Raw genomic sequence first — 24,202 nt, forward strand, 5'->3', positions numbered from 1 at the left:
TCTCGCACACATATCGGAGTCGGAGAGCATGTACTTCACGGACCGTGGCATCGAGGAGCTGGAGAAGCGGCGCGGCGAGGAGGAGGTGTCCCTGGCCTGGCTCGCCGAGCAGCTGCGCACGTTCGTGGACCTCAACCCCGAGTTCGAGACGCCCGTCGAGCGGTTGGCGACCTGGCTGGCGCGGCTGGACGACGAGGACGACGACGAGTAGCGGGCTCGGTCAGGTCCCGGTGTCGGCGCGGCGCGGCGCGCGGGTGTGCCACGCGGCCCAGCCGAGGGCGTAGAGCACCAGTCCGACGGCGAAGCCGCGGCCGAATCCGGTCGCGGCGTCGAACCCGAGCACCTCGAAGGCCGGTACCCGCCCGTCGGGGAACGGCAGCAGCGCCCTGGCCGCCCCGATCGCACCGACCAGCACCAGGGCGCCCAGCACCGCCCAGCGCCCCGCCACGGGCATGCGGGGGCCCGTGACGGGGCGTTGCGGCAGGCGGCCGATCCACCGCCACGTCCACACCGAGCAGGCGACGAGCCCGACCACCGTGCTGATGTGCTGGAGCAGCACGTATCCCGGCCGCAGGCCCAGGAACTCCCGGCGCAGCTCGGGCAGTACGTGTGCCACCCCCGGGTCGTCGTGGTGCGTCCAGGCGTCCCAGGCCAGGTGTGAGAGCCCGCCCAGCACGGCGGAGACCACGAACCACGCGCACACCCCGAGCATTTCCCGCAGGAAAGGCCGTCGGGCCCGCGCGGCGGCGTACCACCGGCCCGGCACGCGCGGGCGCAGCGGCTCCTCCAGGGCCGCCCGGATCCGGTCCGGAAGCAGTACGAGCAGTGGCCGCGCAAGCAGGTGGAACGCGAGCACGAGCAGCGCGGTGAGCACGATGTCCAGGCCCAGCACCCCGGGCCACACCTCGTGGGTGGCTCGGCGGTCGGCGCGCATCGGCAGGAAGTCCAGGTTCACGAACAGGATCACGTCCGGTGCCATCGCGCCGAAGGCGAGCGCCGAGGCGATCAGCGGGCCGTGTCGACCCGCCCCGGCGCCGACCGTGGTGCCGGTGCGGGTCGCCCCCTGCAGCGGCAATACCGCGGCGATGTGGCTGAGCGTGAATGGCATGCGTGGCGCCCCCGAGTGCGATGCGGGCCCGCCGCGCGCGGGCCGCGCGGCGGGGCAAGGTCCGTCGGCATCGAAGAACGCCGAAAGCAGACCGGATGGTTCCCTTGACCTCCGGGACACGCGATATATCGTGAGTAGCAGAGCTTCGCGATATATCGCGTCCGGCGCATCGCGTCCGGCACACCGACCCCAAGGGAGGGTCCATGTCCCGATGGATGATCGAGGGACCGCAAGACCTCACACTCGACACCGTGCGGGTGCTGCGAGTGCGCACCATCGGCGGGCTGGTCGACGTCGTGGGCACCGACGGCCCACCGCGCCTGGAGGTGCACGCCGTCGAGGGTCCACCGCTGCAGGTGACCCACGACGAGGTGAGCGGCGAACTCGTCGTCTCCTACCCGGACCTGACGGCCAAGCACCTGATGGACCGGTTCCAGAACGCCGGCAAACGCTCCGACCTGCGCGCGTTCGTGACCGAGGGGCGCGCGCTCGGTCGGCGGCACGCCGAGGTCTCGCTGGCCGTGCCGTGGGACTGCACGGTCGAGATCGGCGTGGTGTCCGCGCACGCGACCGTGTCCGGGATGCACGGCACCACCACGGTGCGCAGCATCGGCGGCGACGTGACCCTGGTCGGGCTGACCGGTACGGTCGACGCGAACACGATCTCCGGATCGGTCGACGCCGAATCGCTGGCCGGCGACCTCGGGGTGGTGACGGTGGCCGGCTCGCTCACCGTGATCGAGGGCACCGGCGGCCGGGTGCGGGCCAACTCGGTCTCCGGCTCGATGACCCTGGACCTGGACGAGGTCGGCCGCAGCCACGTGCAACTGACCACGGTATCCGGCGAGTTGACCGTGCGCCTGCCGCACCGCGGCGACATGCGCGTGGACGTGCGCACCGCGGCCGGCTCCGTCGACTCGGTCTTCGACGAGCTGACCACGAGCGCCAAATTCGGCGCGAGCCACGTGACGGGCAAGCTCGGCGAGGGCTCGGGCCGGCTGCGGATCAACTCGGTATCGGGCGACGTGACGCTGCTGCGCCGCGCGCCGGAGGGAAAGGTGAGCGCATGAACCCCGTCTTCGGCCACGGCCGGCTACGGCTCTACCTGCTGAAGCTGCTCGACGAGAGCCCCCGTCACGGCTACGAGGTCATCCGCCTGCTCCACGACCGCTTCCTGGGCCTCTACTCGCCCTCCGCGGGCACCGTCTACCCGCGCCTGGCCAAGCTGGAGCAGGAGGGGCTGGTCGAGCACGACGTCGAGGGCGGCCGGAAGGTCTACCGGATCACCGACGCCGGCCGCGCCGAACTGGCGGCCCGCCAGGAGGAGTTGACCCAGCTGGAGGCGCAGATCCGCGAGTCGGTCTACGAGCGGGCCCGGGAGATCCGGGACGAGGTGCGCACGTCGGCGCAAAACCTGCGGGAGGAACTGGGCCGCGCGGCCCGCGAGGTCCGCAAGTCCCCGCGCCCCGCCGTCGAACCGGAGGCGGCGGCCGAGGACCCGGACACCGACGACTGGTCCGACTCCCCCAGGGCCGGCCGCCGCTCCTGGGAACCGATGTTCTCCCAGCGCATGGCCGACCTCGCCGAGGGCCTGGCCCACAACCTGGTCGACCTGGCCGCCAAACCCGGCCTGTTCGACCTGGAACGCGAACTCCGCCGCCGCTTCGGCACCGACCCGGAGCCCACCTCCGCCCGAGCCCGAGCCACCGACGCCTGGTCCAAGGAAACCGACCGCCCTACCCGTGACCAGGAGTCCCTGGACCTGGAGTCGATCATCGACTCCATCCGTACAGAGGTAACCCCCTGGGCCCACCGAGCCGGCGTAACCCAGGACCAACTGACCGAAGCCCGCGACATCATCAAGACGGCGATCAAGGACCTGAAAAAGGTCTTCGACCCTCAACCCCCCTCCGACAAGCCGCACAAAGACCCCGAAGCCCCCATCGAGTAGACGACCCGATTCCGCGCCACACGCACAACCACGGGCCGGCCCGCCCGGACACACCCACGGGCCGGCCCGCCCGACACTCCCGGCAAACCCAACACCCACCAGGTGGCATCGAACCCGCAAGGGCGGGCCTCGATCGGCCGTTCGGCGCAGGACGCGCGTGCGGCGGCTTTCGGCGGAGCGTCGAGGGGCATGATGCCCGGGTGTCCGTCTCCCTCCCCTCCGGGGGCATCCGCGCCAAGACTCCCGCCGCTCGATGGGTGCTGCTCGCCACCGTGCTCGGCTCCGGCATGGCGATGCTCGACTCGACCGTCGTCAACGTGGCGCTGCCGAGCATCGGACGCTCCTTCGACGCCTCGCTCGCGGCGCTGCAGTGGACGGTCAACGCGTACACCCTCACCCTGGCCGGGCTGATCCTGCTCGGCGGCGCGCTGGGCGATCGTTACGGGCGGCGTCGCGTATTCGTGATCGGGGTGGCCTGGTTCGCGCTGGCCTCGCTGCTGTGCGGGATCGCGCCGAACGTCGAGACGCTGATCGCCGCCCGCGCGCTCCAGGGCATCGGCGGCGCGCTGCTGACCCCCGGCTCGCTGGCGATCATCCAGGCCACGTTCCACGCCGACGACCGGGCCCGGGCGGTGGGCACCTGGTCGGGGCTCGGCGGCGTGGCGAGCGCGATCGGGCCGTTTCTGGGCGGCTGGCTGGTGGACGCGGTCAGTTGGCGATGGGTCTTCCTGATCAATCTGCCGTTGGCGGTGGTGACCATCGTGGTGGCGCTGCGCACCGTCCCGGAGACCTTCGATCCGCAACCGCGCGGCCGGTTCGACGTGAGCGGCGCGGCGCTCGCCGCGCTGGCCCTGGCGGGGGTGACGTGGGCCCTGGTGGAGGTGCAGACCAACCCGACCTCGGCGGTGCTCGCGGCCGCGGCCGGGGTGGTGGCGGGTGTGGCGTTCGTCCTGGTGGAGAAGCGCTCGCGCGAGCCCATGCTGCCGCTGGACATCTTCCGCATCCGGCTGTTCACCTCGGTCAACGTGGTGACGCTGTTCGTCTACGGCGCGCTGGGCGCGTTCATGCTGCTCCTGGTGCTCGAATTGCAGACGGTGGCGGGCTATTCGGCGCAGGAGGCCGGTCTGGCGCTGTTGCCGGTCACCGTGGTGATGCTGTTCCTGTCCGCCCGGTCGGGCGATCTTGCCCGGCGGATCGGGCCGCGGTGGCAGTTGTCCGTGGGGCCGCTGGTGTGCGCGGGCGGGCTGCTGACGCTGCTGCGGGTCGGTCCGCACTCGTCCTATGCCACCGACGTGCTGCCCGGGGTGGTGGTGTTCGGTCTGGGCCTGGCGATCCTGGTCGCGCCGCTGACCGCGACCGTGTTGGCCTCGGTCGACGTCGCTCGGGCGGGCATCGCGAGCGGGGTCAACAACGCGGCGGCCCGGGCGGCGGGACTGCTCGCGGTGGCCGGTCTGCCGGCGCTGGTCGGGTTGTCCGGTGACGGCTACCGGGACCCGGATGTGGTGGACACCGGCTTCGGCCGCGCGTTGTGGATCTGCGCGGCGCTGCTTGTGGTCGGCTCGGCGGTGGCCTGGTTCACCGTGCCGAGCGGGGCGCTGGCCGCGACCGAGCCGGACGTCCCGGGCGGGCGCGCCGCGCCGTGTGTGCGGGTCGGCTGCGACATGGCGGGGCCGCCGCTGGATCCGGGGCACGAGCGGGTACCGGGGGGCGTGCCGGGGCGGGACCGGCCGGCACCGTAGCGTGGCCTCGCGACGTGGGTCGGCGGCGCGGGTCGGCGTGGGAGAGGCGGCGGGATGGGCACCATGGACACCGGGGTCGACGGGCTCGTGGTCGAGGCGGAGGGCCCGATCGCCACGCTGCGGATCGATCGCCCGCACGCGCGCGGGGCGCTGACGGCGGCGATGTGGGCGGCGCTGCCGGGTACCCTGGCCGCGCTCGACGCCGACCCCGAGGTGAGCGTGCTGGTGCTGACCGGCAGCGGCGGGGTGTTCTCGGCGGGCGCCGACATCCGCGAGCTGCGCGGGCACTACGCCACGGCCGAGGCGGCGGACGCCTACCACGCGCTGAACTCGGCCGCGGAGCGGGCGCTGGCCGGCTTCGGGAAGCCGACGATCGCCTTCGTCCAGGGCCCGTGCGTGGGTGGCGGATGCCAGCTCGCCGCCGCCTGCGACCTGCGCTTCGCGGACACCACCGCCCGGTTCGGGGTGACGCCCGCCAAGCTCGGCATCGTCTACGACGCGGGGTCGACCGCGCGGCTGGCCCGGCTTGTGGGTGTCTCCACGGCCAAGTACCTGTTGTTCTCCGCCGAGCTGATCGACGCGGCGCACGCGCTGCGGGTGGGTCTCGTGGACGGGGTGTTCGGGCCGGAGCAGGCGCACAAGAGTGTGTACGACCTCGCCCGCACGATCGCCTCGCGCTCGCAGCTGACGGTACGCGCCGCCAAGGACCTGTTGGCGATGGACCTTTCCGGTGTCCCGGGCGCGGATCCGGGGGCCGACGGCGACCCGGTCGAGGCCTGGCGCGAGCGGTGGGAGCGGGAGTCGCGCGGCTCGGCCGACGTCCGCGAGGGGTTGGCGGCCTTCACCGAGCGCCGCGCGCCGCGCTTCGCCTGGAACGGCTGAGGCGCGGGGGCGCCCGCCCTCCGTCTTTGGCACATCACAGCTCGGCGGCGGCCCGTTCGTCCCCTGCCTGCCGGGCGTTTCGATCTGCCACTGTTGCCCCGGACGGCGTCCTTTGACCTTGTGGGGTGGGGTTCCATGGTCGATGCGGAGGGGTCCGACGGGCCGAAACACAGCGCGCTGCTGCGGCGGGCGGCACGAGCCCTGCCGGGGCGGTTGCCGGAGCTGACCGATCGGCTCGTGGCGGAGTTGCAGGAGCTCGAACCCGCCTACGTGGCGGGCGGGGTGCCGCCGGACGAGTTGTGGCAGAGCACGCACGAGGCGCTTCGGGTCGCGGTCGGCGCGCTCGCGGTCTGGCCGCGCGAACTGGAGGGCAGCCGCTGGGCGTCGGGGCGCCTGGCCCGACGGCGGGCCGAGCAGGGGGTGCCGCTGGAGGCGCTGCTGCACGCCTACCGGCTCGGCGGGGTGATGTTGTGGCAGACGCTCGTCGAGGTCGCGGCGGAGCAGGAGCCGGACGAGGTACGGCTGTTGGTGCACGTGGCCACCGACGTGTGGAACTTCGTCGACCGGCACGCGAGCGCGATCGCCGACGAGTATCGGCGGGTCCAGAGCGAGCTGACCAACCGTCACGACGAGCGGGTGCACGCCCTGTTGGACACGCTCCTGGACGGCCGGGCGCCGGAGGCGGACCTCGCCGCGGCGGCGGGGGTGTTGGACCTGCCCGAGAGGGGCCGCTACGCCGTGGTCGCGGTGCGCCATCCGCTGCCCGGCACCGGCGTGCACGACGCGCCTCGGCGGGCCGCGCCGAACGGGGTGCGGGTGGTCTGGCGGGCGCGCGCGGAGGGGGAGTTCGCGGTGGTCCTGCTCGGCACCTCGGGGTTGGACGAGATTGCCGAAACGTTCGACCCGGTGGCCGGGTCGCGGACCGGGATCAGCCCGATCGTGGACGGGTTGGCCGCGTTGGGGCGGGCCCGGCGGCTCGCCGAGATCGCGCTGCGCACGTGTACCGCCGACGGTGAATGCGCGCGCCTGGACGAGCGGTTGCCCGCCGCCCTGGTGGCCTCGCAGCCCGATCTGGCGCGGGATCTGGCGGCCCGGGTGCTCGGGCCGATCCTGGCCCTGGACGCGGTGGACCGGGACCTGCTGCTCGGCACGTTCGGTGCCTGGCTCGACTCGGGCGGCTCGGCGGTGCGCGCGGGCCGGCGGTTGTTCTGTCATCGCAACACCGTGCTCAATCGGCTGCGTCGGATGGAACAGCTGACCGGGCGCGAACTGGGCCTGCCGCGCGACCTGGTGGAGTTGGCGTTGGCCCTGGACGCGCATCGACTGAGCGCCTGAGGAGGGGCCCGGGACACCGTGTGCCGCGCGGTCCGGGCTGTGCCGCTGCACAAGGCGTGCGCCGCCGCGTTGGTCGGCTGCCCCGACCTCGCGGGCGGATCTGGACTCCGCGCACCCCCCGTGCTGTGATCGCGGTCACTCCAACAGCGGGGGAGGGGTGCGATGGAACCGGGAGCGCTCCTCGTCGAGGGCCTGGAGGTCGTCTACGGCCGGTCCGTCCGGGCCCTGCGCGGCGTCTGCCTCGACGTGCCCGGCAGCGGCGTGGTGGCCGTGCTCGGCGCGAACGGGGCGGGCAAGAGCACCCTCCTGCGGGCCGTGTCGGGCACGCTGCCCCTGCATCGGGGCACGATCGCCGGCGGCTCCATCCACTACGACGGCGTCCGGCTCGGCGGCCGCGACCCGGCCGCGATCGTGCGCGCCGGGGTGGTGCAGGTCCCGGAGGGCCGGCGGGTGTTCGCCAACCTGACGGTCGCCGAGAACCTGCGCGCGGGCACGCTGGGCCGGCGCGGGCGGGCGGCGCGGATGCGCGCCGAACACGACCGGGTGCTCGACCTGTTCCCGGTCCTCGCCGAGCGGCACGAGCAGCGCGCCGGCCTGCTCTCCGGCGGCGAACAGCAGATGTTGGCGATCGGTCGGGCGCTGATGGCCGCACCGCGCCTGCTGCTCCTGGACGAACCCTCGCTCGGCCTCGCGCCGCGCATGGTGGGTCGGATCGCGGGGGTGATCAGGGAGATCGCCGCCCGGGGCACGGCCGTGCTGCTGGTCGAGCAGAACGCGAGGATCGCCCTCGACCTGGCCGAGAAGGCGTACGTGCTCGACGTCGGCGAGGTGCGGCTGGCCGGTGCGTCGGCCGACCTCGCCCGCACCGACGAGGTGCGCCGGTTGTACCTGGGCGAGGCGGTGGAGACGGAGGGCGCACCCGCACCGGTCCGGACCGCTCCGCCCCGGGCGCTCGGACGGTGGACCGGATGAGCGGCGCGGCGACACCGGACGTGCCCGAGCTGACGCTGCGCGCGGTGACCGTACGCTTCGCCGGCCTGCTCGCGCTGGACGCGGTCGGCTTCACCGTCGCGCCGGGCACGATCCACGCGGTCATCGGCCCGAACGGCGCGGGCAAGTCGACCTGCTTCAACGTGCTTTCCGGGGTGTACCGGGCCGAGCGCGGCAGCGTGCGGCTCGGCGCGCACGACCTGACCCGGCTGCCCCCGCACAGGATCGCCGGTCTCGGCCTCGCCCGTACGTTCCAGAACATCGTGCTCACCCGGGGCACGGTCGCGGACAACCTGATGCTCGGCCGGCACGTGCTGACCCGCTCCGGCTTCGCGGCCACCGCGCTGCGCCTGCCGAGGGTGGTCCGCGAGCAGCGCAGGCATCGCGAACGGGCCCGGGAGATCGCCGAGTTCATGCAGCTGGGCGCGGTCTTCGACACCTCCGTCGCGCTGTTGCCGTACGGCATGCGCAAGCGGGTGGAGATGGCCCGCGCGTTGTGCATGGAACCCGGGGTATTGCTGCTCGACGAACCGGTGGCCGGGATGAACGCCGAGGAGCGGGCGCAGACCTCGGACACGATCGCCTCGATCCGGGACTCGCTCGGCATCTCGATCGTGCTGGTCGAGCACGACATGGGGCTGGTGATGCGGATCGCCGACGCGGTGACCGTGCTCGACTTCGGCCGGCGGATCGCGAGCGGCACACCGGCCGAGGTGCGGCGCGACCCCGCGGTGATCCGCGCCTACCTCGGCGCGGGCGACGAGGGCGAAGACGGCGAGCACGACCCGGGCGGCGACGGCGGCCGGAGCGAGAGTCACGAGGAGTCCCGATGACCAAACTCGCCGAGATCGTCCTCAACGGCTTCGCGCTCGGATCGGTCTACGCGCTGATCGCGCTCGGCTTCGTGGTGATCTTCAAGGCGTCGGGCGTGATCAACTTCGCGCACGCGTCGCTGCTGCTGCTCGGCGGGTTCACCGTGGCCAAGCTGCACGACGACCTCGGCTTCACGCTCGCGCTGCTCGTCGCGGTGGTGGTGACGGCCGCGGTGGCGGGCCTGGTCGAGATGGTGTTCATCCGCGGCCTGGGCCGCACCGAGGTGCACACCCTGACCATCCTCACCATCGGCGTGGACATCCTGCTGACCACCGAACTCACCCGCCGGATCGGCTCCGACGTGCTGAGCCTGGGCGATCCGTGGCAGGCGGGCGTGCGGGACTGGGGCGGCGTGCACATCGCCGACGCGCGGATCGCCTGCGTCGTGGTGGCCGTACTGCTGATCGGCGCGTTCTTCGCGGCGTTCCGCTTCACCGCCTGGGGGTTGTCGATGCGTGCGGCGGCCGAGGACCGGGAGGCGGCGGCGCTGATGGGGGTGCGGCTCGGTCGCGTGCAGTTGATCGCCTGGTGTGTGGCGGGGGCGCTGGCCGCGGTCGCGGCGGTGTTCCTGGCCGCGTTCCCGTCCGCGGGCCTGGACCGGTCCACCGGGCAGATCGCGCTCGCCGCGTTCCCGGCGGCGATCCTGGGCGGCATGGACTCGGCCGCCGGAGCCCTGCTCGGCAGCCTGTTGGTGGGGCTGACCTCGGCGCTGACCGCGGGCTACCAGAGCGAGCTGAGTTGGCTCGGCGCCAACCTCGGCGATGTCGCCCCGTACGTCGTAATGTTGCTCGTGCTGATCTGGCGGCCGACCGGCCTGCTCGGCTCGAAGGAGCGTGCCCGTGTCTGAGCGCCTGTCCGCGCCGGAGAGCCGGGCCGCAGAATCGATTCCGGCCCGACACGCCGCGGCGGCCCGCCCGGGGCCGCGCCGGTGGTTTCGGCCCGGCGCGGTGGTCGTGGTCGTCGGGGTGCTGCTGGTGCTGCCGTTCTACGTGACCGCGTTCTGGTTGCAGACCGGCCTGTTCGCGATGGCCGCCGCGATCGGTGCGATCGGGCTCAACCTGCTGTCGGGCACCACCGGCCAACTCTCCCTCGGGCACGCCTTCTTCCTGGCCTTCGGCGCCTACGGCTACGTCTGGCTCGCGGGCGACTCGGGGCGGGTGGGGGTGCACCACCTGAGCGGCGCGGGCCTGCCGCCGCTGCTCGCGCTGGTCCTGGCGGTGCTGCTGACCGGTGTGGTGGGCGGCCTGTTCAGCCCGATCTCCGGGCGGCTGCGCGGGATGTACCTCGGCGTCGCCACGCTGGCCCTGGTGTTCATCGGACACCACGTGATGCTCAACGCGACGTCGGTGACCGGCGGCTTCAACGGGCGTTCGGTGCCCTCGATGGGGGTCGGCGACTTCACCCTCACCGACGGCCGGCCGGACGGCCTGGAGGTGCTCGGCATTCCTTTCGGTCGGCTCGAACGGCTGTGGTACTTCGCGCTGATCCTGGTCCTGGTCGCCGCGCTGACCGCGCGCAACCTGGTGCGCGGGCGGCCCGGACGGGCGCTGGGCGCGGTCCGGGACAGCGAGATCGCGGCCGCGGTGATGGGCGTCGCGCCGGCCCGGTACCGCTCCGCCGCGTTCGTGGTGTCGTCGATGTACGCGGGTCTCGCGGGCGCGCTGATCGCGCTGATCTTCAACCGGGTGGTGCCGGACTACTTCGGCCTCGCGCTGTCCATCGACTACCTCGCGATGATCGTGATCGGCGGCCTCGGTTCGGTCACCGGCGCCGTGGTGGGCGCGGCGTTCGTGACGATGTTGCCGCAGGTGCTGAGCAAGTACGCGGACACGCTGCCGCTCGTGGTGGCGCCCGGCAGCCCGGAGTCGGGGGTGGGGCCGGGCGAGGCCGCGCGCTACCTGTACGGCGCGGCGATCGTGCTGGTCCTGCTGTTCGCCCCGGGCGGCCTGGTCGGCCTGCTGCGCGGTCGAGCGGGCGGTGGCCCCGGCGGGCGCGGCGAAGGACTCGGACGACTCGGACGTACCCAGGGCTCCATCCGTATCGGCTCCAAGGAGTAGCACCGTGAGGCTTCGGAACGGCGTGCGTGTGGGGGCGGCGCTCGCGGCGCTCGTGCTGGCGGCGACGGCGTGCAGCACCAAGGGCGACGACGACAAGAAGGACAAGCAGTCGGGCGGGGTCAAGTCCGGCCCCGGGGTCACCGATACGACGATCACGCTCGGCGCGCTGACCGATCTGTCCGGTCCCTACGCGCCGTTGGGCAAGAGCATCGTCAACGCCCAGCAGTTGTACGTGGACGAGATCAACGCGCAGGGCGGGATCTGCGGACGCAAGTTGGCGATCACCGTGCGCGACCACGGCTACGACGTGCAGAAGGCGGTGGCCGCCTACACCGAGATCAAGGGCGGCGTCGCGGGCTTTCCGCAGGTGATCGGCTCGGCCGTGGTCACCGCGTTGCAGGACAGCCTGAAACAGGACCGGATCCTGACCTTCCCGCAGGCCTGGCCGGCGACCCTGCTGAACCGGTCGGAGATCCAGATCGTCGGCACCACCTACGACATCGACATGATCAACGGGATGGACTTCCTGGCCCAGGCGGCGCAGTTGAAGTCCGGGGACAAGGTCGGGCACGTCTACTTCGAGGGCGAGTACGGCGAAAACGCGCTGGCGGGCTCGAAGTTCGCGGCCGGGAAGCTCGGCGTGCAGATCGTCGAGCAGAAGATCAAGGCCACCGACACCGACCTCACCGCGCAGATCGCCGCACTGCGCGGCGCGGGCGTCAAGGCGATCCTGATCAGCGCCGGGCCGACGCAGACCGCGACCCTGGTCGGCTTCGGCGCGGTGGCCGGGCTGCGGGTGCCGGTGCTCACCAGCGCGCCGGGCTTCCACCCGCAGGTGATGGCGAGCGCGGCGGCCGGGGCGCTGGAGCAATTGTTGTACGTGGTGAGCGCGGCGCCGGCGATCGGCGCGGACATCCCGGCGGTGAAGAAGCTCGCCGCCGACTACAAGGCCAAGTATCCGGACGGGACCCTGGACCAGGGGGTGATCTCCGGGTACAACGCGATGAAGATCTTCGGCGAGGATCTGAAGGCGGCGTGCGCGGCGAAGGACCTGTCGCACGCCGGGATCATCGCCGCGCACCGGCAGCAGAAGCAGATGGACACCGGCCTCGGCACGCCCGAGGACTTCTCCGACGTGACCAAGCCGGCCACCTACAAGTCGTACATCCTCAAGCCGAGCAAGGCCGCGCCGGGCAACCTGGTGGTGGCCAAGGACGCGTACGAGGTGCCGGCGGCGCGGGAGTACAGGCTGCCGGCGGCGGGGTAGCGGCCCGCCCTACCGGATGGGCGGCGAGGGCGGGCCGAAGGTCAGGGTGATCCCGGCCGGCGGTCGGGCGGTGGCGTCGGCGGCCAGGGAGGCGCCGCTGAGGCTGTACAGGCGGGCGGTGCCGACGCCGGCGTAGGCGGCGATGCCCGGGCGGGCCCGGGCGGCGGCCAACGGGCCGTCGGGGCCGGTCATCCGGCTGCTCGGGCCCCGGTCGTGGTGCAGGTGGACCACGCCGGGGCCGAGCACCAGGTATTGCAACTCGTGGTCCAGCACCCGACAGGCGACCACCGTGGCGGCCGGGGTGGCCTCGTGCCCGAGGTCGCAGCGGGCCCCGTGCAGCGCGGCGGTCTCGGCGATTGTGTCGGCCAGGCAGTCGGCGATGCCGCGCTCCGGCCGATCGGTCAGCCGGGCGAGCAGGTGCACCCCCAGCCGCCGCAGGAACCACCCCATGCCGTGCCCGCACCCGCCCACCGGCTCGGTCGACGCGGCGGCCACCACGACCCCGGCCTCGGGCGTGGCGAGCGCGAACGCGCGGTCTGCGGAATCGTTTTTCGGGCCTTCGACGACCACCTCGGCATGCACGAAGATCAGTCTTGGGGACGAACGTCGGTGGGGACAGGGGTACGGGGCCGATTGGCTCGAAGGAGTGGGCGGCGGGCCGCCGACGGGTGGCCGTCGCGGCTCCCGTCGGCCCCCGTACGCTGACGCCATGACCGACGAGGCGAGCCGACGCAGGATCAACGAGGCGATCAGCTCGGTCCGCAGGCTGATGAGCAGTCGGCGGCTGGACGCGCTGCACATGGAGCGGTCCGGGGTGCCGTTGAGCCTGGTCGCGATCGGGGTGTTGCACCGCATCATCGACTTCGGGCCGATTCGGCCGACGGAGTTGGCGGAGCGGGCCGACATCCAACCGGCCGCGCTGAGTCGGCAGATCCGCATTCTGGAGGAGGGCGGCTACACGGTTCGGGTCACCGCTCCCGAGGACGGTCGCGTGGCGCTGCTTGAGGCGACCGCGCGCGGGCGCGAGGCGTACCGGCTGTTCGTGGCCGCCAACGACGCGATGCTGGCGCGGCAGTTGTCCGGGTGGACGGCGGAGGAGCTGAACGACCTGGCCGATCGTATGCAGCGGTTGGTGGCCGACCTGCGCGGGCCGCTGGACGAGGAGTGAGCGGTGCGGCCGGGCGCGCGTGGTCGGCGCCGCGCGCGAGATGATTGACTCTGTTAATTAACAGAGTTAACGTCCCGTCATGGCATGGGATTTCAGTACCGATCCGGAGGTCGCCGCCGAACTGGCGTGGATCCGGCGGATGGTGGTCGACGAGATCGAGCCGCTCGACCTGGTGAAACACCGGATGAGCGCGGACAACTGGCGCGCCGTCACCGACCCGCTCAAGCAGGCGGTCAAGGACCGGGGCCTGTGGGCCGCGCACCTGGACCCGGCCCTGGGCGGCGGCGGGTTCGGGCAGGTCCGGCTCGCGTTGATGCACGAGATCCTGGGGCGTACGCCGTCCGCGCCGGCCGTCTTCGGCAATCAGGCGCCCGACTCGGGCAACGGCGAACTGCTCGCCGTGGGTGCGTCGAAGGCGCAGAAGGAGCGCTGGTTGTGGCCGCTGCTGGACGGCCGGCTGACCAGTTCGTTCTCGTTGACCGAACCGCACACGGCCGGCTCCGATCCGACCGGGATCCGGACCCGGGCGGTGCGCGACGGCGCGGACTGGGTGATCGACGGGCACAAGTGGTTCGCCTCGAACGCGCGCCGGGCCGACTTCGTGCTGGTCTTCGCGGTCACCGACCCCGATGCCGAACGCCACAGGCGGGCCTCGATGTTCGTGGTCGAGCGGGGGACGCCCGGGATGCGCGTGGTGCGCGACGTGCCCACCATGCACCACCCGTACGACGGCGCCGCGACCCACCACCTCGGCGGCCACGCGGAACTGCTCTTCGAGGGTTGCCGGGTGCCGCACGAGAACCTGATCGGCGCGCCCGGGGACGCGTTCGTACTCGCCCAGAAGCGGCTGAACGGCGGTCGGATCCAGCACACGATGCGCTGGATCGGCCAGTGCCGGCGGGCCTTCGACATGCTCTGCGAGCGGGCCCTGTCCCGGCGTTCGCACGGCCGGCCGCTGGCCGAGCACCAACTGGTGCAGGCGATGGTGACCGAATCCGCGATCGACATCCGGGCGTTGCGGCTGATGACCCTCGAAGCCGCCTGGATCTGGGACCACCAGGGGCCGGCGGCGGCCCGCCAGGCGGTGTCGGAGGTCAAGTATCGGGGCGCGCGGATCCTGCACGACGTGGTCGATCGGGCGATCCAGGTGCACGGCGCGCTGGGCTACTCGGCCGACCTGCCGCTGGAGGAGATGTACCGAATGGCCCGCAACTTCCGGTTGTCGGACGGCGCGGACGAGGTGCACGTCGCGCAGGTGGCCAAACTCGCGCTGCGCGGCCGGCGGGCGGTCGAGGGGTGGCCGAGCGAGCACATCCCGACCCGTCGCGCGGCGGCCGAGGCGCGCTTCGCGACGCTGCTGGACCTGCCGTGAGCGGGCCGGGGGTGGTGGACACGCGGGCACTCGCCGACTGGATGGCCGGGCGGGGGCTGTTTGCGCGGGGGACGGAGTTGCGGGTCCAGGCGTTGGCGGGCGGCTCGTCCAATCCCACCTACCGGGTGTGCGGCGGCGGTGTCGACCTGGTGTTGCGCACGCCGCCTCGGCGCGGCGGGCTGCCCACCGCGCACGACATGGACCGGGAGTACCGGTTCCAGGCGGCGCTCGCGGGCGGTGCGGTCCCGGTCGCGCCGATGGTCGCGCTGTGTCCGGATCCGGCGGTGATCGGGGTGCCGTTCTACCTGATGGGGCGGCTGGACGGGGTGGTCTACGGCCGGGCCGAGTCGGTGCGGGGGTTGGCCGCGGACACGGCGGCGGCGGTCGGCGGCGAACTGGCGCGCACCCTGGCCCGGTTGCACGCGGTGGATCCGGTGGCGGCGGGGCTCGGCGACTACGCCCGGCCCGAGCCCTATCCGGTACGCCAGTTGCGGCGGTGGCGGCGGCAATGGGGGGCCTGCGCCGCGGGGTCGGTGCCGGCGGTCGACGAGGTGTTGGCCGCGCTGGCCGCACGGGTGCCGGAGGTGGGTCCGGACCGGATCGTGCACGGCGACTACAACCTGGCCAACGTGATGTACGAACGGGCCCGCCCGGAGCGGGTGCTCGCGGTGCTCGACTGGGAACTGGCCGCGCTCGGCCCGGCGGCGGCGGACGTCGGTCAACTGCTCGCCTACTGGGGGCCGGCGGGACGGTTGTTGGCGGCCGGGCGGGGCGGGCACGCGCCGGACGCCCATCCGGGGTTGCCCACGGCGGACGGGTTGCTCGCCGCGTACCTCGCCGAGCGCGCGGCCGCCGAGCGTGCTGCCGACGGTGCCGACCGCAGCGCCCGGGATGAGCTGAACACCCGTCATATCCCGTTCTGGGAAGCCTTCGCGGTGATCAAGCTCGCGATCGTGTGTGCGGGTGCGCTCGGTCGCGCGGCGGATCCGTCGGGTGAGCGTCGGCAACGCATCGGGTCCCTCGTGACCGGTTTGACGGCCATTGCCCGGGACACGCTGGAGGAGTGAGGTTCCGCCTGGAACGAACCCCGAGAATCGGGGCAAATCCCTCGATGGTTGTGCGGAGAAAAGTAAAATTCTCAAGAACTTCGCCTCGGATACGCATGAGTAGCCGGTCGAGGGGCCAAGATTGCAGGTGTTCGCCAGGGAGCGTGGCGAACACTTCGAGACGAGGCGGGCCCGGCCGGGGCGGGCCCGCCGCGTCCCTCCCGGAACCGAACGACCTCCGACCCGATCAGTACGCGGTGGCCCGCACCCGTTCGAGGTCGTCGAGGATGCGGTCCAGGGCCGACGGATCCGACACGTAGGCCGACACCGCCCGTTGGAACGCGCTGCGCATCGTGGTGGGCATCAGGTCCGATCCGTCGAAGCGGATCGACCGCGCCCCGGCCAGCTCGGTGCCGAGCCGCCTGGTCACCTCGTCCTGATAGGCGTCCGGCGGCACGTTGCGGTCCGGGGACAGCGCGGTGCCCGACTTGACCCACAACGCCTGCGCCCGGGTGCCCGTCAGGTAGTTGAGCAGGTCTCGGGCTGCCGGGGTCGGATGGAACATCGCCGCGACGTCGCCCGCGACCTCGCGCGCGGGCGGTGTGTCGAACCCGGGGAACGCGAACGTGTCGTAGCCGCGGGCCGCGCCCGGCGGGGTGCGCCCCGCGTAGGTGCCGGCCACGAACGAGCCCTGGTGGTCGAACACACAACCGCCGCGGGCGTCGAGCACCTGCTCCGACTTGTCGAACCCGCTCAGCAGGACGTTGATCGGCCCGCCCCGGACGCTGTCCTGATTGGTCACCAGCTCCCCCCAGCTCTGCCAGGCCGACTTGATCTCCGGTGCCTCCCAGGGCAGTGTCCCGCGCACCCAGGCGTCGTAGATGTCCGGCCCGGAGCGGGCCAGCACCAGATCCTCGATCCAGTCGGTGCCGGGCCAGCCGGACGTGCTGCTGGAGGCCAGCCCCATGCACCATGGAGTCGTGCCCGCTGCCCGCAACTTGGCTGTGGTGGACTTCAGTTGCTCCCACGTGGTGGGCACCGGTTCGTGGATCGAGTCGAGTTTGGCCCGGTTGTACCAGATCGTGCTCTTGAGCGCGGCCTTGAGCACCACCGCCACCTGACGGCCGTTCACCTGTCCCGGCGCCAGCCACTCGGGCGCGTATTGCGGGTGCACCCCGTCCAGCGGCGCGAGTTTGTTCGTCTTGACGTAGTGCAGCAGGTCGCCCGGCGAACTGAGCACCGCGATCTCCGGCGGATCGCCCTCCTCCACCCGAGCGGCCACCACCGCCGCCACGTCCCGGGTTCCCTTGTAGCGCACGTCGATCCCGGTCTCCCGCTCGAACGGCGCCACCACGTCCTCGAACGCCCGCTGCTCGGCGTCCTCCCACGTGCCCAGCACGTTCACCACGCGCGCCGGCGGCGCGGTGGTGCACGCCACCGGGGTCAGCGCCGCCCCGATCAGGAGCAGTACGCCGAAGGCCGCTCGCCGCCGGCCGCCAGTGATCACCGAAGCCTCCCGTATTCGAATCGGCGCACCAGCACCCCCGCCAGGGCGAGGACCAGCACGGCCGCGCACACCACCGGGCCACCCACGGTCAGCCCGCCGTCGTCGGCCGCCTCGGCCAGCGCCGCGTCGGCCTCCCGGCGGCCGGCGATCAGCGCGTCGGTCAACGCCGCCTCGGCGTCGTCCGCCGCGCCCGACATGAGCCCCTCGGACCGGCCGGTCACCGTGGCCGCCCCGGCACCGCCGTCCCGGGTGCCCCCACGCGGCGCCTCGGCCCGCGCCCGCTCGCCCGCCTGGCGCAGCGCGCCGAGCGCGGTCAGCGCCCGCGCGCCCGCCGCCCGCAGCGGCACCGATCGGTCCTGGGCCAGCGCGGTGGCGATCAGGCCGCCGAACCGGGGGTCGGCGCCGGTGCGCACCGCGTCGATGTCGCCCGCCGACGGCAGCGGCTCGGCCAGGTCCCGCAGGGTCAGTCCGGCCTTGACGTCGCTCGTGCGCGGCACCCCGCCCGAGGCGAGGTCCAAGGCGGTGCTGCCGACCACCTCGTGGACCGCGGTACGCGCCTGCCACAGTGCGGACTGGCCGGTGAGCCCGCGCCCGGCCGCGTCGGCCAGCCGGTCGTGGGTGGTCTGTGCGTGCAGCACGGTCCAGGCGATCAGCGCGGCCAGCGCGGCGGCGCCGAGCAGCAGCGGCGGACTGGTGCGGCGGCGGAAGCGGCGGCGCAGGTACCTGTGCGCGAACAGCAGGAGCAGCAGGGCCAGGAACGCGGTCGCGCCGAACGGCACCGCCACGTACGTACCGACCCACCAGGTCGAGCGGGCCGCCCGGATGTCCTCCAGGTCGGCCCGACGCTGGTCGTAGAGCCCGGTGACGATCGACCGCCGCAGATCGGACGCGTAGAACACGTTGGCCAGGGACAGCGGCCCGTCGCCGCCGGTCTGGGCCAGGCCGACCATGATCGTGTACTCGACCATCAGCGCGTTGACCCCGGTCAGCCGCGCGCGGGCGCCCGGATCGTCGCGGTGCAGGTCGGCGGCCACGGTGAGGTACTGGTTCGCCCGCTTGACCGCGTCCTGGTAGTCCTGCCCCGGACCGGTCAACGAGAACGCGCCCGACACCAGGCTCGTCGCCGTCGCCCGGTCGGCCTCGGTCAGCGCGGCGGCAGCCTGGTCGAGGGCCAGCGCCGCCGGGATGCGCCGGTCGCGCAATTCCGCCGTGGTCGCCCGGGAGCGGTCCGCTATCAGCACGGACAGCGTGCAGACCGGGATCAGCGCGAGCACCAACAGCACTGCCAGCGCGACCAATCGGCTCGGCGTGGAGGCGGGCAGCCGGGGCCGGACCCGCGACGGACGGTGTGCGATCGAGCCTGCTGTGGTGCTGGACATGGAACGGGCGCCCCCTCGTTCCGCTCGGCAACCCGGTCAGGTTAGACGCGTGATCGACCGGTTACCACACGGTGTTGGCCCTTGTCGGAAAAGGGTGCCGTGTGCTAAGTACGGGCTGATTGAGGGGATTTGGCAGAGATCACCGCCCGGTCCGGCTCACAGGAACGTGTCCCGACCCCCGTTGACGATCAGGGTCTGGCCGGTGACGTAGCGGGAGGCGGGCCCGCACAGGAACACCGCGGGCGCCCCGATGTCGCTCTCCGGATCGCCGACCCGGCGCATCGGCACCTTGTCCGCGATCCGCCCCTCCATGGTCGGATCCGCCTCGAACGCGGCCGCAAGCGCGGGTGTCACGGCCAGCGGCGCCAGCCCGTTGACCCGGACACCGGTGGGGCCCCACTCGCGGGCCAGCGCCTTGACGAAGCCCCGCTGGGCGCCCTTGACGCCCGCGTAGAAGGACAGGTTCGCGCTGCCGCGCATCCCGGCCGGGGAGGTCAGCAGCAACAACGCGCCCTCGGTGGCGCGCAGATGCGGGTACGCGGCGCGGGCGACGGTGAACGAGCCGGTGAGCGAGACGTCGGCGTGCTCGCGCCACAGCGCCGGGTCCGCGTGCTCCAGGTCCACCGGTTCGCTGGAGCGCCGCGACGTGGCGTTGTGCACCACCGCGTCCAGCCGGCCGAAGCGGGCCGCGGTCGCCTCGATCGCGGCCCGGACCGACTCCGCCGAGGTGACGTCGCACGTGGTCGCCCACGCGGTGCCGCCGCGCGCGGCGATCTCGTCCACCACCTCGGCGCCGGCCGCGAGTCGGCGCGCGGTCACCACGACGGTGGAGCCGGCCGCCGCCAGGGCCAGGGCGATGCCCCTGCCGAGGCCCGCCGCCGCACCCGTCACCAGGGCCACGTGTTCGGTCACGGCGTCATCAGCGCTCCTCCGTCGACGATCAGGGTGGTGCCGGTCAGCCGGGCCGCGGCCGGGTCGAGCAGCAGCGCCACGGCGTCCGCGACGTCGGCCGGCGTGATCGGGCCGGGCAGGACCGCCTCGCCCCGGTCCACGTCGGTGCCGCGCAGGTGCTCGGCGCCGTAGGCGAACACGTCCGGGGTGACGAGGTTGACGGTGATCCCGTCGGCGGCCCAGCGGCGCGCGGCCGACTTGGCCAGCGCGCGCAGCGTCTCGGCGGCGGTGGCGAGCGGGACCAGGTCGGCGGCGCCTTCGAGGGCGATCGCGGGCACCACCAGGACGAGGCGGCCCCGGCGCGGGGCGAGCAGTTCGCGGGCGGCCTGGAGCGCCGACAGGCCGTGCCGGACCGGGTCCTCGGCCAGCCGCCGCCACTGCTCGTCGGTCAGCGCGGCGAGCGGGCGCGGAGTGAACGCGTCGTCGGGCAACAGCGTGTACACGAGCGCGTCGACCGCGTCGTGGCCGGCCTGGCGCAGCAGGTCGGGGAGGGCGTCGTGGAAGACGTCCGGGGTGTCCAGGCAGACCCGGGCGGTGACCACGCGCGCACCCGTGGCGGCGGCGGTCTCGGCGAGTCGATCCGACGCCCGCGCCTCCTCCCGGTCGCACAGGACCAGGTCGCGGCCGTCCGCGACGAGCCGGTGCGCGACGGCCTCGCCGAGGCCGGTCGCACCCACGACGAGGGCGACTTGTTCCGCCACGGGACCTCCGAAGGTGGGGCGACTGGTGATCGACAGCGCGATGGAACCACGGAGCAGGCGAATTGACCATGCGTCAGGTGCGATCCGCGTGTCGTCCGTTTCCTTTTGCCCGGCGCTGTGTTGTGCTTCCGGCAGACCCGGTGACCAGGTGAGGAGGCGATCGTGGCGACCTACGTGTACCGATGCGCGGACTGCGGTGACTTCGAGCTGACCCGCCCGTTGGGCGAGGCCGGCCCGAGCGAACGATGTCCCGCCTGCGCGGCGCCCGGTCGGCGGGTGTGGACCGCACCGCGACTGGCCGGCAACGGCGTCCGGATGCGCGCCGCCGCCGCCGAGGAGCGCTCGGCCCACGCCCCCACCGTGACCTCGGGCCCACCACCCCGACGCGGAGTACGCGCGCCCGGCGACCCCCGGCACGCCCGACTGCCCCGGGGCGGGTCTTGAGCCTCCCGCCGAGCACCACGACGCCCGGCACCGCACCTCGCCGCCCCGGCGAAGCACCCGAATAGAACCACTACGCAGGTGCTCCGCCGGCACGCCGATGCACGGCGCCGGACGCCGCGGAGCCCGACGGGGGACCCAGAGACCCGCCCCGGCCCTGACACACCGTCACCGGCCGCCGTCACCAAGAGGCTTCGAGGAGTCACATGCCCGAGATCGTGTTCGGTGTCGACCAGTCCCGCCCCTTCCGGGAGCAGAAGACGCTCGGCCACAACCGATGGCACCCGGACGTGCCGCCGGTGACCGTGGTCAAGCCCGGCGCCGAGTTCCGGATCGAGTGTCGCGAGTGGTTCGACGGCACGATCGGCAACAACGACAGCGCCGACGACGTGCGCGACGCGGACCTGACCATGGTGCACCAGCTCAGCGGCCCGATCGGGGTCGAGGGCGCGCGGCCGGGCGACCTGCTGATCGTGGACATCCTCGACGTCGGTGCCTGCCCGCAGGACGACACCTTCGCGGTGACCGGCCCCGTGGCCGGCCAGGGCTGGGGCTACACCGGCCTGTTCGCGAAGGAGAACGGCGGCGGCTTCCTCACCGACCACTTCCCCGGCGCGTACAAGGCGGTCTGGGACTTCCACGGGCAACGCGCCACCTCCCGGCACGTCCCCGGGGTCGAACTGACGGGCATGATCCACCCCGGCCTGATGGGCACCGCCCCCTCGGCCCGACTGCTCGCCGAGTGGAACGCCCGCGAGGGCGCGCTGCGCGCGACCGACCCGAACCGGGTGCCGCCGCTCGCGCTGCCGCCCGAGCCGATCGCCGCCGTGCTCGGCTCGATGGACGCCGCACGCGCCGCCGAGGCCGCCCGGGAGGCCGCGCGCACCGCGCCGCCGCGCGAGAACGGCGGAAACCAGGACATCAAAAACCTGACCGCGGGATCCCGGATCTTCTATCCCGTATTCGTCGACGGCGCCAAACTCTCCGTGGGCGACCTGCACTTCTGCCAGGGCGACGGCGAGATCACCTTCTGCGGCGCGATCGAGATGGGCGGCTTCATCGACCTGCGCGTGGACGTGATCAAGGGCGGTATGGAGACCTACGGGGTGACCACCAACCCGATCTTCATGCCCGGGCGGTCGGCGCCGCAGTACAGCGAATACCTGACCTTCACCGGGTTCTCGGTCACCGAGGACGGCGAACAGCGCTACCTGGACTCGACGTTGGCGTATCGGCGGGCCTGCCTGAACGCGATCACCTATCTGACCAAGTTCGGCTACACCCCCGAGCAGGCGTATCTGATCCTGGGCGCGGCGCCGATCGAGGGCCGGTTCTCCGGCGTGGTGGACATCCCGAACGCCTGCGCGACGCTGTATCTGCCGACGGAGATCTTCGACGTCGACATCCGCCCGTCGGCGGCCGGACCGGTGCGTGTGGACCGGGGGCAGTGCGCCACGACGAGCGACTGAACCGGGGGTCGGCGAACCGAGGGAGAGGGCACTCCGCGCGCTTGGGCGCCGGGGTGCACCTCGGCCGAGTGGTTGTCGGCCGGACCCCGTAGCTTCCTGGTGAGGACGCCACGGAGGGTGCACGAGTGTCGAAGACCGCCATCATCGCGCTGCTGGCCGAATTGAACGATGTCGACGGATCGATCTTCGCACGGATGCGGGAGGAGATGCCGGCGGCACTCCGGGAGACCGAGACGCTGCCGCCGGCCCTGGTACGCGACGCGCTGCGCCGGGCGGACGAGGCCGCGCTGTTCGCGATCGCCGGCAACCTGGGGCTGCCGCGCGGCGCGCTCGCCGGGTTGTACACCGGACCGGCCCTGCCGGCGCTGCGCGCGCTGCGGGCACTGGCCCCGAAGAATCCCCGCACCTACGCCGAAGTCACGCGCGGGCTCGGCGAGTTGATCGAGCGTCACCTCGGCGGCTCGACCGCCGCCTGGGGCCGACTGCTGGCCGCGTTGCCGACCTGTACGACCTCCCTGGGCGCGGCCATCGAGGCGGCGGGGGCGGGCGAGGCGGCGGCGGGACCCGGCGAGGAGGCGGCCGATCTGCGCGTTCCGGCGGATCTGCGCGCTGATTTCCGCCAGTTGTCGCTGCTCGCGCCCGCGGAGGTATTGGCCGAACTTTTGCCCGCGCTGCGCCCGCACACCGTGCGCGACCTGCTGCGGTTCGGCGCCGAGATGCCGCCGGCCGTGCTGACCGAGCTGATCGCCCGGGCGACGCCGGCCCAGCGGCTCGCGCTGGCCCGGGCCAGGCGGGCCCGCCCCGAGGTGGCCGGCGCGCTGATCGAGCTGGGCGATTCGGCGCTGAACGCGGCGGTCTACCTCAACCCGCGCACCGGCCCGGCGATCCGGGCCCGGATCATGGCTTCGGCGACCCCGCTGCACCCGACCGTGGCGGAACGGGTGTGCCGCGACTGGGCGATCACGATCCGGCTGCCCGCGCTGTGGTCCGGCGACCCGCTCCTGGTCCGCTCCGCGCTGCTGCGGCGCGGCGCGCTGGGCCTGCCCCTGTCCGAGTGCCTGGCGATCTGGCAGGAACGCGGCGTGGAGGGGCTGCGCCCGTACACCCACCACGTGGTGCCGATGCCGACCGGGCGGCAGGCGCAGCCGTTTCGGGCCCCGCGCTACCGCATGGTGCTGCTGATCACCCTGCTGCGGCTGGCCGAACGATCCGGTCCGCGCGCCGCTTTGGACCTGGTGGCCGACCTGGGCCTGCCGGAACCCCTGGCCGCCCGCTGCCGCGAACTGCTCGCCGAACCGGGCGCGCTCGACCGACTGCGGGCCGAGGTCGCCGCCGCCGGCGGCACCCGCCGACTCGCCCGGCGGCTGCGCGGCCACCTGCCGGCGGTCGGCTGGCCGATGATCGAGACACCCGTCGTGGACTGGGCCGAGATCCGCCGGGCGCACCGGCGCAACCCGTTCGGCGACCGGGCGCTGGCGCTCCTGCTCGACCAGGACGGGTGCCCGAACGAGCTGCGCCGCGCCGCCGAGGCCGTGCCGCGCTCCCCGTACCGCCCGCGCCCCGGCCGTTGGCCGACGCCGGTGACCTGGACCGATCCACGCGGCGTGCACTGGCGCACCCCCGAGGAGCAGACCACCGCGACCGCGTTGGCGACCGGGCGGATGCCGCTCGCCGAGGTGCTGACCCGGCCGCGCGCGGTGGCCGCCGCCGAACTCCTCGGCCGCTGCGAGGCGATCGCCCCCGACGCAGCCGCCGCTCGTGAACTCCGGGAGCGTTTTCGGGCCCTGATGGCGGATCGGGTCGCCCCGGCGGACCGCGTGCCGTTCGCCGTGGTCGCGCTGCGGCTGCTGCCGGACTTCGAGGGCAGCCTGGCCGAACTGGTCACCACCGCGGCCGGCGCCGCCCGTACCTGACCACGCCCGGCACCGGCCGTCGCCGGGTGGGCCACGACCCCGAGAGGGCCTTC

23 protein-coding genes are annotated in these 24,202 nt (G+C 73.3%); 17 read left to right on the plus strand and 6 right to left on the minus strand.

Going from position 1 to position 24,202, the window contains the following annotated elements; all coding sequences use genetic code 11:
• Positions 1–28: 28 nt before the first annotated feature.
• Positions 29–211, plus strand: a complete 183-nt coding sequence (locus ACH4XV_RS08410) for a DUF6104 family protein (RefSeq protein WP_078979233.1) — start codon at positions 29–31, stop codon at positions 209–211.
• Positions 212–220: 9 nt separating this feature from the next.
• On the opposite strand, the gene ACH4XV_RS08415 is transcribed toward ACH4XV_RS08410, so the two are convergent.
• The gene (locus ACH4XV_RS08415; RefSeq protein ID WP_395787705.1) at positions 221–1,108 is read right to left on the minus strand and encodes a DUF4184 family protein; all 888 of its coding nucleotides are present in this window, start codon (positions 1,106–1,108) and stop codon (positions 221–223) included.
• A 203-nt stretch (positions 1,109–1,311) separates the two neighbouring features.
• Between ACH4XV_RS08415 and ACH4XV_RS08420 the strand changes: the two genes are divergently transcribed.
• The 10 genes from ACH4XV_RS08420 to ACH4XV_RS08465 all read left to right on the plus strand — a co-directional run bounded on the left by ACH4XV_RS08420 (position 1,312) and on the right by ACH4XV_RS08465 (position 12,202).
• Complete coding sequence (locus tag ACH4XV_RS08420; RefSeq protein WP_395787707.1) at positions 1,312–2,178, plus strand: DUF4097 family beta strand repeat-containing protein; 867 nt, start codon at positions 1,312–1,314, stop codon at positions 2,176–2,178.
• Positions 2,175–3,059, plus strand: a complete 885-nt coding sequence (locus ACH4XV_RS08425) for a PadR family transcriptional regulator (protein ID WP_395787709.1) — start codon at positions 2,175–2,177, stop codon at positions 3,057–3,059. Before ACH4XV_RS08420 ends, ACH4XV_RS08425 begins: the two co-directional genes overlap by 4 nt.
• 200 nt (positions 3,060–3,259) lie before the next feature.
• Positions 3,260–4,798 carry an MFS transporter gene (locus tag ACH4XV_RS08430; RefSeq protein WP_395787711.1) on the plus strand — a complete coding sequence of 513 codons (1,539 nt, stop codon included), beginning with the start codon at positions 3,260–3,262 and terminating at the stop codon, positions 4,796–4,798.
• A 63-nt stretch (positions 4,799–4,861) separates the two neighbouring features.
• Positions 4,862–5,680, plus strand: coding sequence for an enoyl-CoA hydratase/isomerase family protein (locus ACH4XV_RS08435; RefSeq protein ID WP_395788652.1), 819 nt, complete (start codon positions 4,862–4,864; stop codon positions 5,678–5,680).
• A 135-nt stretch (positions 5,681–5,815) separates the two neighbouring features.
• Positions 5,816–7,015, plus strand: a complete 1,200-nt coding sequence (locus tag ACH4XV_RS08440) for a PucR family transcriptional regulator (RefSeq protein WP_395787713.1) — start codon at positions 5,816–5,818, stop codon at positions 7,013–7,015.
• A 162-nt stretch (positions 7,016–7,177) separates the two neighbouring features.
• Positions 7,178–7,987 carry an ABC transporter ATP-binding protein gene (locus ACH4XV_RS08445; protein ID WP_395787715.1) on the plus strand — a complete coding sequence of 270 codons (810 nt, stop codon included), beginning with the start codon at positions 7,178–7,180 and terminating at the stop codon, positions 7,985–7,987.
• Positions 7,984–8,838: an ABC transporter ATP-binding protein gene (locus tag ACH4XV_RS08450; protein WP_395787717.1), complete on the plus strand. Its 855-nt coding sequence runs from the start codon at positions 7,984–7,986 to the stop codon at positions 8,836–8,838. Before ACH4XV_RS08445 ends, ACH4XV_RS08450 begins: the two co-directional genes overlap by 4 nt.
• The gene (locus tag ACH4XV_RS08455) at positions 8,835–9,725 is read left to right on the plus strand and encodes a branched-chain amino acid ABC transporter permease (protein ID WP_395787719.1); all 891 of its coding nucleotides are present in this window, start codon (positions 8,835–8,837) and stop codon (positions 9,723–9,725) included. The genes ACH4XV_RS08450 and ACH4XV_RS08455 overlap by 4 nt, the downstream gene beginning before the upstream one ends.
• Positions 9,726–9,762: 37 nt before the next feature.
• The gene (locus ACH4XV_RS08460; protein WP_379997240.1) at positions 9,763–10,935 is read left to right on the plus strand and encodes a branched-chain amino acid ABC transporter permease; all 1,173 of its coding nucleotides are present in this window, start codon (positions 9,763–9,765) and stop codon (positions 10,933–10,935) included.
• 4 nt (positions 10,936–10,939) lie between these two features.
• Positions 10,940–12,202 (plus strand): ABC transporter substrate-binding protein, encoded by a 1,263-nt coding sequence (locus ACH4XV_RS08465; protein WP_395787721.1) that lies wholly within the window; start codon positions 10,940–10,942, stop codon positions 12,200–12,202.
• Positions 12,203–12,211: 9 nt separating this feature from the next.
• Here the strand turns inward: ACH4XV_RS08465 and ACH4XV_RS08470 are convergent, their stop codons facing one another.
• The gene (locus ACH4XV_RS08470) at positions 12,212–12,784 is read right to left on the minus strand and encodes a hypothetical protein (protein WP_395787723.1); all 573 of its coding nucleotides are present in this window, start codon (positions 12,782–12,784) and stop codon (positions 12,212–12,214) included.
• A 127-nt stretch (positions 12,785–12,911) separates the two neighbouring features.
• Here ACH4XV_RS08470 and ACH4XV_RS08475 point away from each other — a divergent pair, with 127 nt between their 5' ends.
• The 3 genes from ACH4XV_RS08475 (at position 12,912) to ACH4XV_RS08485 (ending at position 15,809) form a co-directional block, all read left to right on the plus strand.
• Entirely contained in the window at positions 12,912–13,370 is a 459-nt protein-coding gene (locus ACH4XV_RS08475; protein ID WP_395787725.1) for a MarR family winged helix-turn-helix transcriptional regulator, read from the plus strand.
• Between the two features lie 79 nt (positions 13,371–13,449).
• The gene (locus tag ACH4XV_RS08480; RefSeq protein ID WP_395787727.1) at positions 13,450–14,742 is read left to right on the plus strand and encodes an acyl-CoA dehydrogenase family protein; all 1,293 of its coding nucleotides are present in this window, start codon (positions 13,450–13,452) and stop codon (positions 14,740–14,742) included.
• A complete protein-coding gene (locus ACH4XV_RS08485) occupies positions 14,739–15,809 on the plus strand; it encodes a phosphotransferase family protein (protein ID WP_395787729.1) in 1,071 nt (356 codons plus the stop codon). Before ACH4XV_RS08480 ends, ACH4XV_RS08485 begins: the two co-directional genes overlap by 4 nt.
• 226 nt (positions 15,810–16,035) lie before the next feature.
• Here ACH4XV_RS08485 and ACH4XV_RS08490 read toward each other — a convergent pair whose 3' ends face one another.
• The 4 genes from ACH4XV_RS08490 to ACH4XV_RS08505 all read right to left on the minus strand — a co-directional run bounded on the left by ACH4XV_RS08490 (position 16,036) and on the right by ACH4XV_RS08505 (position 20,326).
• On the minus strand, positions 16,036–17,295 hold the full coding sequence (locus ACH4XV_RS08490) for an ABC transporter substrate-binding protein (protein WP_395787731.1): 1,260 nt from the start codon (positions 17,293–17,295) through the stop codon (positions 16,036–16,038).
• Positions 17,292–18,674: a hypothetical protein gene (locus tag ACH4XV_RS08495; RefSeq protein ID WP_395787733.1), complete on the minus strand. Its 1,383-nt coding sequence runs from the start codon at positions 18,672–18,674 to the stop codon at positions 17,292–17,294. The genes ACH4XV_RS08490 and ACH4XV_RS08495 overlap by 4 nt, the downstream gene beginning before the upstream one ends.
• A gap of 156 nt (positions 18,675–18,830) precedes the next feature.
• A complete protein-coding gene (locus ACH4XV_RS08500) occupies positions 18,831–19,586 on the minus strand; it encodes an SDR family NAD(P)-dependent oxidoreductase (RefSeq protein ID WP_395787735.1) in 756 nt (251 codons plus the stop codon).
• A complete protein-coding gene (locus ACH4XV_RS08505) occupies positions 19,583–20,326 on the minus strand; it encodes an SDR family NAD(P)-dependent oxidoreductase (RefSeq protein WP_395787737.1) in 744 nt (247 codons plus the stop codon). The genes ACH4XV_RS08500 and ACH4XV_RS08505 overlap by 4 nt, the downstream gene beginning before the upstream one ends.
• 162 nt (positions 20,327–20,488) lie before the next feature.
• Between ACH4XV_RS08505 and ACH4XV_RS08510 the strand changes: the two genes are divergently transcribed.
• The 3 genes from ACH4XV_RS08510 to ACH4XV_RS08520 all read left to right on the plus strand — a co-directional run bounded on the left by ACH4XV_RS08510 (position 20,489) and on the right by ACH4XV_RS08520 (position 24,149).
• Positions 20,489–20,770 carry an FmdB family zinc ribbon protein gene (locus ACH4XV_RS08510; protein ID WP_395787739.1) on the plus strand — a complete coding sequence of 94 codons (282 nt, stop codon included), beginning with the start codon at positions 20,489–20,491 and terminating at the stop codon, positions 20,768–20,770.
• 203 nt (positions 20,771–20,973) lie between these two features.
• Positions 20,974–22,236 (plus strand): formamidase, encoded by a 1,263-nt coding sequence (fmdA, locus tag ACH4XV_RS08515; RefSeq protein ID WP_395787741.1) that lies wholly within the window; start codon positions 20,974–20,976, stop codon positions 22,234–22,236.
• A gap of 125 nt (positions 22,237–22,361) precedes the next feature.
• Positions 22,362–24,149, plus strand: coding sequence for a hypothetical protein (locus tag ACH4XV_RS08520; protein WP_395787743.1), 1,788 nt, complete (start codon positions 22,362–22,364; stop codon positions 24,147–24,149).
• The last annotated feature ends 53 nt before the right edge of the window (positions 24,150–24,202 follow it).

The sequence above is a fragment of the Embleya sp. NPDC020630 genome, assembly GCF_044334985.1.
GTDB lineage: Bacteria > Actinomycetota > Actinomycetes > Streptomycetales > Streptomycetaceae > Embleya.